The following is a 10866-nucleotide window of genomic DNA, read 5'->3' as shown; positions in this document are numbered from 1 at the left end:
TGTGCGCGCGCGTCCAGGGGACGCCCATCGGCCCGTCCCCTGGACGCGCGCGCGTGACCCGACCCGCTGGAACGCCATGGAACAGCTAAGCCATGTTTGACTTCGGCCCCTTCTTCGACAACTTCGACCAGATCCTTGAGGGGTTCTGGGCGACCGTCCGCCTGTCCGCGCTCGCCGCGGTGCTCTCCATGATCTTCGGCACGGTGCTGGTGAGCTGCCGCGTCTCGCCCATCCCCGTGCTCCGCGCGTTCGGGACCGGCTACGTCAACGTGCTCCGCAACACCCCGCTGACGCTGGTGCTCCTGATGTGCAGCCTCGGTCTGAACGACGAGCTGGCGCTCAAGTTCTCCGGGAGCAACAGCACGTACTACTGGTGGGCGGTCCTCGGACTGTCCGGGTACACGGCGGCGTTCGTCTGCGAGGCGCTGCGCTCGGGCATCAACACGGTCCCCCTGGGGCAGGCCGAGGCGGCGCGCTCGATCGGGCTGGGCTTCACCCAGTCGCTGCGCATCGTCATCCTGCCGCAGGCGTTCCGCGCGGTCATCGCGCCGCTCGGCAGCGTCCTGATCGCCATGATCAAGAACTCGACGGTCGCGTCGGCGGCGGGCTACGCCGAGTCCGCCTCGGTCATGAAGGACATCCTCGACCAGCCCAGCTTCACCAGCGGGGCGATCCCGCTGTTCATCGGCATCGCGGCCGGGTTCATGATCCTCACGCTGCCGACCGGGTTCTTCTTCGGGTGGCTGCACAAGCGGATGGCGGTGGTCCGATGACCAAGGAAGCGACCGTCCTCTTCGACGCCCCCGGCCCCCGGGCGCGCGCGCGGCACAACATCCTGACCGTCGTCGCGGCGGTGGTGTTCCTCGCGATCCTGGGCGCGCTGGTCTGGCGCTTCAACGAGAAGGGCCAGTTCGCGGGCAAGCTCTGGAGCCCCTTCCTGAAGTGGGAGGTGTGGGACAACCTCATCCTGCCGGGCCTGTGGAACACGCTGAAGGCGGCGGCCCTCGGCACCGTGCTGGCGCTGCTGTTCGGCGTGGTGTTCGGCCTGGCCCGGCTGTCGGACCACTGGTGGGTGCGGATCCCGGCCGGGATCGTCGTCGAGTTCTTCCGGGCGATCCCGCTGCTGATCCTGATCTTCCTGGCGTTCTTCATCCCGAACAAGGTCAGCCCGTCCGTCGCCGACTCGGCGTTCGGCACCTTCCAGCGCGTGCTGGTCGACAACTTCTTCTCGATCTTCGGCGTGGAGATCAACGCGGGGGTCATCACGGTGCCCGCGTTCGCCGCGGTCGTCTTCGGCCTCATCATGTACAACGGGTCGGTGCTGGCCGAGGTGGTGCGCGCCGGGGTCCAGTCGATCCCGAAGGGCCAGGCGGAGGCCGCCTACTCCATCGGCCTGCGCAAGAACGGCGTCATGCGGCTCGTCCTGCTGCCGCAGGCCGTCACGGTCATGATGCCGGCGATCGTGAGCCAGATCGTCGTCCTGCTCAAGGACACCGCGCTCGGGTACATCATCGCCTACCCCGAACTCCTCAACGCGGCGTTCCGGCAGGTGCCCGCCAACTACGACAACAACAAGCTCCAGGCGGGCATCGTCGTCGCGGTCATCTACATCGCGATCAACATGTCGGTGAGCCGGTTCGCGACGTGGCTGGAGGCGCGCAGCCGCCGCAGCCGCAAGACCGAGGCCAAGACGATGGGCGGAGGCGTCGGGGCGCCCCCGGCGCCTGGCATGGCCGCGGCGCCGCCAGCCGTCTGAGCCCCAGCACGCCGAGAACGGCCTTTCGGGGGCGCCGCCCGGACTCGCGTCCGGGCGGCGCCCCCGCGGCTTCCTCGCGGCGCTCCGCCGCTTCCGCGACCTCCCCGCGGGCGGGTGTTACCGGTGGGTCGGCTGGTGATCGGCGTGTATCTTTCCGAAGTCAAACACCCCGTCATGGCCCCAACCGATCCCCGTATGCGGGACGATTCCTGGTATGACCGCTCGTGCGACCCTCCCCTACGGCTCCTGGCCCTCCCCCATCTCCGCAGCCGACGTCGCCCGCGCGCGGCTGCGCCTCAGCTTTCCCACCGTCGCCGGCGATGACGTGTGGTGGCAGGAGACCCGACCGGAGGAGGGCGGCCGGACCACCGTCGTCCACCTCCGGGGCGGTCACCGGACCGACCTGCTCCAGGCCCCCTGGGACGCGCGCACGCGTGTGCACGAGTACGGCGGGCGGTCATACCTGCCGGTCCGCACCGAACAGGGCTGGTCGCTGGTGTTCTCCAACTACGAGGACCAGCGGCTCCACCGGCTCGACGAGGGCGACCCGAAGCCGTACCCGCTGACGCCCGAGCCCGCCGTCCAGGCGGGCCTGCGCTACGCCGACCTCGTGCCCTCCCCGGACGGCACGGAGATCTGGTGCGTCTGCGAGGGGCACATCGCCGCGCCGCCGGAGGGCGAGGAGGGCGTCGCCGGGATCAGGCGTGCGATCGTGGCCGTTCCGCTGGACGGCAGCGCGTCGGAGAACGCGGGGGCGATCCGCGAGCTGGTGACGGGGGCGCACTTCTACGCGAGCCCGCGCCCCTCGCCCGGCGGCGGTCATCTCGCGTGGGTGCAGTGGAACCACCCGAGGATGCCCTGGGACGGCACGGAGCTGCGCGTGGCCGCGATCGAGGACGGCAAGACCGTCGCGCCCCGCACGGTCAAGGGCGGCCTCACCGAATCCGTCGTCGCGCCCCTGTGGCGTGACGACGAGTCCCTGTACGTCATCTCCGACTGGCCCGGCTGGTGGAACATCTACCAGGTCGGCCTGCACGGGGAGTCGCCGCAGGCGCTGTACCCGGCGGAGGAGGAGTTCACCAGCCCGCTGTGGCAGCTCGGAGGCATGCCCTACGCGCTGCTGGGCGACGGCCGGCTCGCCGTCCTGCACGGCGAGGGCGACATGCGGCTCGGCATCTACGACCCGGAGACGCTGGACCTCATCGACCTGGAGGTCCCCTACGAGCACTGGCAGTCGCAGCTCTCGGCGGACGGCACCACCATTGTCGGGATCGGCGGCGGTCCGGACGTCCCGCCGTCGGTCGTGCGGATCGACACCACGACCGGGCGTGTGGAGGGGCTCCGCCGCGAACTGCCGGAGCTGCCGGACGTCGCCTACCTGTCCAACCCGCGCGCCGAAGTGCTGGAGGGCCCGTTCGGGCGTCCCGTGCACGCGTACGTCTTCCCGCCGACCAACCCCGAGGCCGTGGCCCCGGAGGGCGAACTGCCCCCGTACGTGGTCTTCGTGCACGGCGGCCCCACCGGACGCGTCTCCAAGGTGCTCGACCTGGAGCGGGCGTACTTCACCAGCCGCGGCATCGGCGTCATCGACGTCAACTACGGCGGCTCCGCCGGATACGGCCGCGCCTACCGCGAACGCCTGCGCCGCCAGTGGGGCGTGGTGGACGTGGAGGACGCCGTGGCCGCCGCCCAGGCCCTCGTGGACGGCGGCATCGCCGACCCCGCCCGGCTGGCGATCCGCGGCGGCTCCGCGGGCGGCTGGACGACGCTCGCGGCGATCACCCAGACCGACGTGTTCAAGGCCGCCACGTCCTACTACGGGGTCAGCGAGCTCCAAAGCTTCGTCGGCGCCACCCACGACTTCGAGTCGCAGTATCTGTTCGGCCTGATCGGTCCGCTGCCCGGCTTCGAGCGCGCCTACGAGGAGCGCTCGCCGCTGAACAACGCCGACCGCACGGCCTGCCCCGTCCTGCTCCTGCAAGGGCTCAACGACCCGGTGGTGCCCCCGGACCAGTCCGAGCGCTTCGCGGTGGCCCTGGCCGCCAAGAAGATGCCGTACGCCTACCTGACGTTCGAGGGCGAGGCCCACGGCTTCCGCAAGGCGGACACGGTCATCGCGTGCCTGGAGGCCGAACTGGCGTTCTACGGGCAGACCCTCGGCTTCGACCCCCGAGGCGTCACCCCGATCGACCTCACCGTCGGCTGACCCCGCCGCCCGCCGGTCGGCCGGTTTCCCCCGCCGACCGGCGCACGTGTCCGGGCGTGGTCAGGTGCGACGCAGGAGAGATGCGGGGCGCGCTGAATCGGCGCGGTCGTCCTGCGCGGAAGGGGCGTCGGTCGGACGTGGTCAGCGGGCGAACTCGATGGCGCGCGACTCCCGGACCACGGTCACCCGTATCTGCCCCGGGTAGGTCAGCTCGTCCTCGACCTGCTTGGCGATGTCGCGGGCGATGACCTGGGCCTGGATGTCGTCCACCGAGTCGGGCTTGACCATCACCCTGATCTCCCGGCCCGCCTGCATGGCGAAGACCTTCTCCACGCCCTCGTGCTTCTCCCGGGCGATCTCCTCCAGGCGTTCCAGCCGCTTGACGTAAGCCTCCAGGGACTCCCTGCGCGCGCCCGGACGGCTGCCGCTGATGGCGTCCGCGGCCTGCGTGAGCACGGCCTCCACGGTCCGGACCTCGACCTCGTTGTGGTGCGCCTCGATGGCGTGCACCACGTCCTCGTCCTCGCCGTAGCGGCGCGCGATCTCGGCGCCGATCAGCGCGTGGCTGCCCTCCACCTCGTGGGTGAGCGCCTTGCCGATGTCGTGCAGCAGCGTGCACCGCTTGGCCACTTCGACCGGCAGCCGCAGTTCGCTCGCCATGACCCCGGCGATGTGCGCGGACTCGATGAGGTGTTTCAGGACGTTCTGCCCATAGGACGTCCTGTACCGGAGCTGGCCCAGCAGCGCGATGAGTTCGGGATGCATGTCGGCTATGCCGACCTCCACCAGCGCGTCCTCGCCCGCGCGCACACAGAGCTGCTCCACGTCGCTCTTGCTGCGCTCGTAGATCTCCTCGATGCGCTGCGGGTGGATCCGCCCGTCCAGGACGAGTTTCTCCAGCGTGAGCCTTCCGACCTCCCGGCGCACCGGGTCGAAGCAGCTCAGCAGGACCGCCTCGGGGGTGTCGTCGATGATGAGGTTCACGCCCGTGGTCGTCTCGAACGCGCGGATGTTGCGCCCCTCGCGCCCGATGATGCGGCCCTTCATCTCGTCGCTCGGCAGGTGCAGCACCGACACGACCGACTCGGCCGTCTGCTCGCTCGCGACCCGCTGGATCGCCAGCGTCACGATCTTGCGGGCGCGCTTGTCGCCCTCCGCCCGCGCCGAGTTCTCGATCTCCCGCGTGATGGGGATCGCCTCGCGCTTGGCCTGGTTCTCGATCAGCCCGACCAGCTCGGCCCTGGCCTGCTCGGCGGTGAGCCCCGCCGCCTGCTCCAGGATCTGGCGCCGCTCCTCCTCGACCTTGCCCAGTTCCTCTTTGCGGGCCTGGAGGGTCCGCTTGGTCTCCGCGAGCCGTCCGGACCACTCCTCAAGCCTGCGGACCTCGCCGTCCAGCCGCTGCTCCCGCTCGGCGAGACGCGCCTCCCGGCGCTCCAGGTCCTCCCTGAGCACCCGCAGGTCCTCCCTGAAGGAGCGGGCCTCCTCCTCAAGGTCCTCGCGCTCCTCGCGCGCCGTGGCGACGATCTGGCGCGCCTGCCCCTCGGCGCTCCGCAGTGCCTCCTGCGCGTCCAGCTTGGCCTTCGACCGGATCTCGTCCGCCTCACCCTGCGCGCGGGCCATCTCCGCCGCGGCCCGTCCCGGCATGCCCGGACGCCGCAGGACGACGATGACGAGAGCGGCCAGGGTCACCAGCAGCGCTGCACCCAGCAGGACGCTCTCCATGAGGCAGATCCTTCCTCGCCGCGGGCCCGCCTGTCAGGACCCTGCCTTGCGAGGACTTACTCACGCTATTCCGGGTGCACGACATCGCCGGGCCACGCCGTACGCGTGCCCGATGACGCGGCCGAATCCGGCCAACGAACCTGCCTTTTATGCCTCTCAGCTGCTCGAACGTGCTCGGCCGTATAGCAATCCGCGAGACGCGGAGTAACTCCTCACTGCCGTAACGGTAAGCGGCATGGAGGTAATGAGCAAGCAAACCCGGGGCATTCCGGACTAACCGAACGCCCGCGTGACGAGTTCCTTACCGCGCACTTGACCCGCGCACCCCCACCCACCTGGCTCGTCGGCTCCGCCCAGGTAAGTACGAGATCACCTGCGGTCAGCCCGCCCGTCATTCCCCGGCGTATCGCCCCCTGTTCACCTGATCACTCCAGGGGCGCCTCCGGGAAGTCCTCAAGGTCGGCGCCCTCCTCGGCCAACGCCTCCTTGACCACCCGATAGGAGAGCCCCGGCGGATATCCCTTGCGCGCCAGCATGCCGACCAGCCGCCGAGTGCGCTTGACCGGATCGACGCCCCGCGTACTGCGGAGCTTGCGCTCGACCAGCGCACGCGCGGTGCGCTCCTCCTGCTCCGGCTCCAGCGTCTCGACGGCCTCGTTGACGGTCTCGCCGGCCACCCCGCGCCGCCGCAGCTCCGCCGCGAGCGCCCGCTTGGCGAGCCCCCGCCCCGCATGGCGCGACCGCACCCACGCCTGCGCGAACGCCTCGTCGTCGATCAACCCAACATCGGTGAACCGCGAAAGCACGGACTCCGCCACCTCATCGGGAAACCCTCTGCGCCGCAACGCGTCCGCGAGCTGCGCCCGAGTACGAGGCGCCCCCGCCAGCATCCGCAGACAAACCTCCCGCGCGGCCCCCTCCCCAAGCCCGCCCCGCTCACTCCCGCCCTCTTCATTCCCACGCCGCCCACTCCCGCCCCGCTCCCTACGGCCTTCCCTCTCACCAGAAGCCTCCGCGCCATCCCGCCCCGACGACTCCGCCGCGCCTTCCCAGGGAGAGGACGCCCCCCTCCTCCCCAACGCGCCACCCCGCCGCTTACCACCCCGCCCTTCACCGACCGCCCGTCCCCGCCCATCCACCCCGCGCCCACCGACGACCCCTCGCTCGCCAGACGCCCCCTGCCCACCGAACACACCCCGCCCACCGGACGCCCCTCGCCCGACCTCCGCCTCAACCCCCCGCGACTCCACCGCTCGCGACTCCGCGCCCAGCCCCTCACCGACCGACCGCCCCCCACCGGCCGCCCGGCCACCTCTGACCGCTCCTCGATCGCGGGACATCCCCTGGTCACCGAACGCACCCCGCCCCCCGGACGCCCCTCGCCCAATCTCCGTCTCCTCCCCCCGCGACTCCGCACCCCGCCCCTCACCGATCGCCCCGCGATCGCCGACGCCTCCCCGGTCACCGGACGACCCCTGGTCACCGAACGCACCCCGCTCACCGGACGCCCCTCGCCCGACCTCCGCCTCAACCCCACGTGACCCCACCGGCCGCGACTCCGCATCCCGCCCCTCACCGATCGCCCCGCGATCGCCGACGCCTCCCCGGTCACCGGACGACCCCTGGTCACCGAACGCACCCCGCTCACCGGACGCCCCTCGCCCGACCTCCGCCTCAACCCCACGCGACTTCGCCGCTTGCGACTCCGTGTCCCGTTCAGTACCGTCCGGGGCTCTGCCGCTGCCCGCTTCAGAACCGGCCACCCTGACACTGCCCGCTTCGACGCCGCCCGCCCCAGCACCGCCTAGCTCGGGGCCACCCATCGCGGCGCCAGGCGGTCCAACACCCGTGGTTTCAACGGTTCCCGTTCCACCGCCGTCCGTTTTATCTCCATCGGGGCTCGACAGTTCATCACCTGTCGCGTCGATGTCGTCAGCTTTGGCGTCGCTTGTGCCGGCGGCGTCCTCCCAGGGGTTATGTGCCCCAGGGAGATCGTCTTCCGCGCTGGCCGCTTCGGTATCGCCTGCTCCGGCGCTGACCGCCGTAGCGGCAGCACTCCAGGCGCCGGTCCGTTCGGCGTCGGACGTCCTGGTGCGGGCTGTTTCGCCGTCGGCCGTCCCGGCGATGAAAACCCAGGCGTCGGCCGTTCCCGTGGCGTCCGTCTCGATGTCGGCCGCGCCGGTTCCGCTCGCCTTGGTATTCCACGGATCGGCATCGCCTAGTGCGGGGCCACCCGACCGAGTGTCGGCTGTTTGGGGGTTGACGCCGGTCGCCTCGGCCGCATCTGCCGCAGGGTTGGTTTCCACGGGGCTGGTCGGCTGTTGCGTTCCCGGTTGGCCCGGGTGGTTGGCCTCGGGCTTCGTGGCGGGTTGGGAGGCGGGGGTGGCCGGCCCGGGGGTTTGTGGTGGCTCCGCTTGGGCTGTGTTGGCCGGACGGCCTGGTTCGAGCGTCCAGGGCGAGGGTGGTTCCGGGGGTTGCTCGGCGTCGGAGGCTTCGGGAGGTTCCGGGGTGTCGGCGGGTTCGGGGTCCGTGGTCCAGGGGTTGGTGGGGAGGGGCTCCCAGGGGAGGCTCACGTCCCCGCCCCTCCGGGGACGCCTCGACGCGACGGAGGGCGGGTGCCCCGGCCGCCGAGCCGGATGGGCTCGGCGTCCGGGCCGACGGGAGCGGCGGCGCCATCGGGGAAGGTCCGTGCGCCTGGCAGGCACCGGGTAAGGCGCCGCCGCCCTGCATACGAGATCATCGCTCACTCCTCGTCAAGAGTCACCCTTATCGGAGGATTGACCGTTAGGAATCACCCGATTTGGCGGCCTTGGCCGCCCGCTTGCCAGTGAGGGGGGGCTTGGCCGCGGGAGTGAACTCGGAGGCGGGCGGGGCGGCCGCCTCGGCGCCGGAGCCCGCCGCGGGCTCGGCCTCCTTGTCGACCTTCGGGCCGATGCCCAGCTTCTCCTTGATCTTCTTCTCGATGCCGTCCGCCATGTCGGGGTTGGCCTTGAGGAAGTTGCGGGCGTTCTCCTTGCCCTGGCCGAGCTGGTCGCCGTCGTAGGTGTACCAGGCGCCGGACTTGCGGACGAAGCCGTGCTCGACGCCGAGGTCGATCAGGCCGCCCTCGCGGCTGATGCCGTGGCCGTAGAGGAGGTCGAAGTCGGCGACCCGGAAGGGCGGCGCCATCTTGTTCTTGACGACCTTGACGCGGACGCGGTTGCCGACGGCCTCGGTGCCGTCCTTGAGCGTCTCGATCCGGCGGACGTCCAGCCGGACGGACGCGTAGAACTTCAGCGCGCGGCCGCCGGTGGTGGTCTCCGGGGAGCCGAACATGACGCCGACCTTCTCGCGGAGCTGGTTGGTGAAGATGGCGGTCGTCTTGGTCTGGTTGATCGCGCCGGTGAGCTTGCGGAGCGCCTGCGACATCAGGCGGGCCTGGAGGCCGACGTGGCTGTCGCCCATCTCGCCCTCGATCTCGGCGCGGGGGACGAGCGCGGCGACGGAGTCGATGACGACGATGTCGATCGCGCCGGAGCGGATCAGCATGTCGGTGATCTCCAGGGCCTGCTCGCCGGTGTCGGGCTGGGAGACCAGCAGCGCGTCGATGTCGACGCCGATCTTGGCGGCGTACTCGGGGTCGAGGGCGTGCTCGGCGTCGACGAACGCGGCGATGCCGCCCTTCTTCTGGACGCTGGCCACCGCGTGCAGCGTGACGGTGGTCTTGCCGGAGCCCTCGGGGCCGTACACCTCGACGACGCGGCCGCGCGGCAGGCCGCCGATGCCGAGCGCGATGTCGAGGGCGATCGCGCCGGTGGGGATCACCTCGACCGGCGCCCGCACCTCCTCGCCCATCCGCATGACCGAGCCCTTGCCGAACTGTCGTTCGATCTGGGCGAGGGCGGTCTCGAGAGCCTTCTCCCGGTCGTTCGCTGCCATGAGATGTCCTTCTCGTCGTGACTGTCGGCTCTCGGCCGCTGCCTTGCGTTGTCGAGGGCGACGTTACGGCGGGCCACCGACACTTTCGAGTCCCGGGCGCGGTTGTGGATGACGCCGTGGGCGAGAGGTCAGCGTACCGAACATAAGTTCGATCATCGTCGCGTCTACCGATTTGGGCAGGAATCTCCGTGCGTACGGTGGTCCGGACCCCGTACGCTGGCGCCGTCCACGGAGGGTTCCATCATGACGCTGACCGTCCTCTTCTGCGTCGACCCGCTCCATCCACGGCGCGTTGACCCGCACTTCTCCCGCGAGGCGGCGGCCGTGCGGGACCACTACGGCGAGATCGCCCTGCTCGACCACGAGGCACTGCGCCGCGGGGACGTGGAAGGGGCCGCGCGGGCGGTGCCGTCGGACCTGGGCGCGCTCTGGTACCGGGGCTGGATGCTCACGGGCGACGAGTACGCCGCGGTGGCCGCCCTCCTGAAACAGCGCGGGACGGTGCTGCTGACCCATCCGGACGACTACAGGCGCGCGCACGAGCTGCCGGGCTGGCACGACACGTTCGCGGGTCTGACCCCGCACAGCGTGTGGCGCCCGCTGGCACCGGGCCAGGATCCGGGAGACCTGAACGAGCTGGGCGAGCTGGTGCGTCCGCTGAACGGCGGGCCCGGCGTGGTCAAGGACTATGTGAAGTCGCGCAAGCACGAGTGGGAAGAGGCGTGCTTCGTGCCGGACGTGAAGAACCTCGTCCAGCTGCACGGCATCGCCGCCAAGATGGTCGCCCTGCAGGACGACCATCTCGCGGGCGGCCTCGTGGTGCGGGAGTACGAGCCCTACGACGGCGAGGGCGAGGCGCGGGTGTGGTGGGTGGACGGGGAGCCCGCGCTCATCGGGCCGCACCCCGACAGCCCCGACGTGGAGCCCGACCCGGCGCTGGACGCGGTCGCGCCCGCCGTCCGGGCCCTCGGCTGCCGGTTCATCACCACCGACCTCGCCCGCCGCACCGACGGCGAGTGGCGGGTGGTGGAGGTCGGGGACGGGCAGGTCAGCGATCTCCCCTCGACCGTGGACGCGATGGACCTGTACGCGCACCTGCCCGTTCCGGACTGACACCCCGGCGTCCACCCGGAATCGATCGCGTCCGCGATGTGACGGAACCGGAACACGAGTCACTTCCGTCCCATGTGCACCGCCCCTAGGCTGTGGCCTCGCATGTCGGATTCCTTCTGCACGGGGGCGTTCGACCACGCCGTCCGGAACC

At 71.0% G+C, this 10866-nt stretch carries 7 protein-coding genes; 4 read left to right on the top strand and 3 right to left on the bottom strand.

Annotated features, from left to right (window positions below; all coding sequences use genetic code 11):
- Positions 1-92 precede the first annotated feature (92 nt).
- The 3 genes from KLI87_RS14975 (at position 93) to KLI87_RS14965 (ending at position 3962) form a co-directional block, all read left to right on the top strand.
- The gene (locus KLI87_RS14975; protein ID WP_214617586.1) at positions 93-773 is read left to right on the top strand and encodes an amino acid ABC transporter permease; all 681 of its coding nucleotides are present in this window, start codon (positions 93-95) and stop codon (positions 771-773) included.
- Positions 770-1756: an amino acid ABC transporter permease gene (locus KLI87_RS14970; protein ID WP_214617584.1), complete on the top strand. Its 987-nt coding sequence runs from the start codon at positions 770-772 to the stop codon at positions 1754-1756. The genes KLI87_RS14975 and KLI87_RS14970 overlap by 4 nt, the downstream gene beginning before the upstream one ends.
- A 214-nt stretch (positions 1757-1970) precedes the next feature.
- Positions 1971-3962 (top strand): prolyl oligopeptidase family serine peptidase, encoded by a 1992-nt coding sequence (locus KLI87_RS14965; protein ID WP_156219256.1) that lies wholly within the window; start codon positions 1971-1973, stop codon positions 3960-3962.
- A 141-nt stretch (positions 3963-4103) separates the two neighbouring features.
- Here KLI87_RS14965 and rny read toward each other — a convergent pair whose 3' ends face one another.
- The 3 genes from rny to recA form a co-directional block, all read right to left on the bottom strand.
- Complete coding sequence (gene rny / locus KLI87_RS14960; protein WP_374225457.1) at positions 4104-5672, bottom strand: ribonuclease Y; 1569 nt, start codon at positions 5670-5672, stop codon at positions 4104-4106.
- A 437-nt stretch (positions 5673-6109) separates the two neighbouring features.
- Positions 6110-6763: a regulatory protein RecX gene (locus KLI87_RS14955; RefSeq protein ID WP_374225447.1), complete on the bottom strand. Its 654-nt coding sequence runs from the start codon at positions 6761-6763 to the stop codon at positions 6110-6112.
- A 1705-nt stretch (positions 6764-8468) separates the two neighbouring features.
- The gene (gene recA / locus KLI87_RS14950; protein ID WP_156219253.1) at positions 8469-9602 is read right to left on the bottom strand and encodes a recombinase RecA; all 1134 of its coding nucleotides are present in this window, start codon (positions 9600-9602) and stop codon (positions 8469-8471) included.
- A gap of 243 nt (positions 9603-9845) precedes the next feature.
- Here recA and KLI87_RS14945 point away from each other — a divergent pair, with 243 nt between their 5' ends.
- Positions 9846-10715 carry an ATP-grasp domain-containing protein gene (locus tag KLI87_RS14945; protein WP_156219252.1) on the top strand — a complete coding sequence of 290 codons (870 nt, stop codon included), beginning with the start codon at positions 9846-9848 and terminating at the stop codon, positions 10713-10715.
- Positions 10716-10866 lie beyond the last annotated feature (151 nt).

The organism is Actinomadura sp. NEAU-AAG7, assembly GCF_018603865.1.
Taxonomy (GTDB): Bacteria; Actinomycetota; Actinomycetes; order Streptosporangiales; family Streptosporangiaceae; genus Spirillospora; species Spirillospora litoris.
Note: the sequence above shows the minus strand (reverse complement) of the source record. Positions and strands in the feature narration are given on the sequence as shown.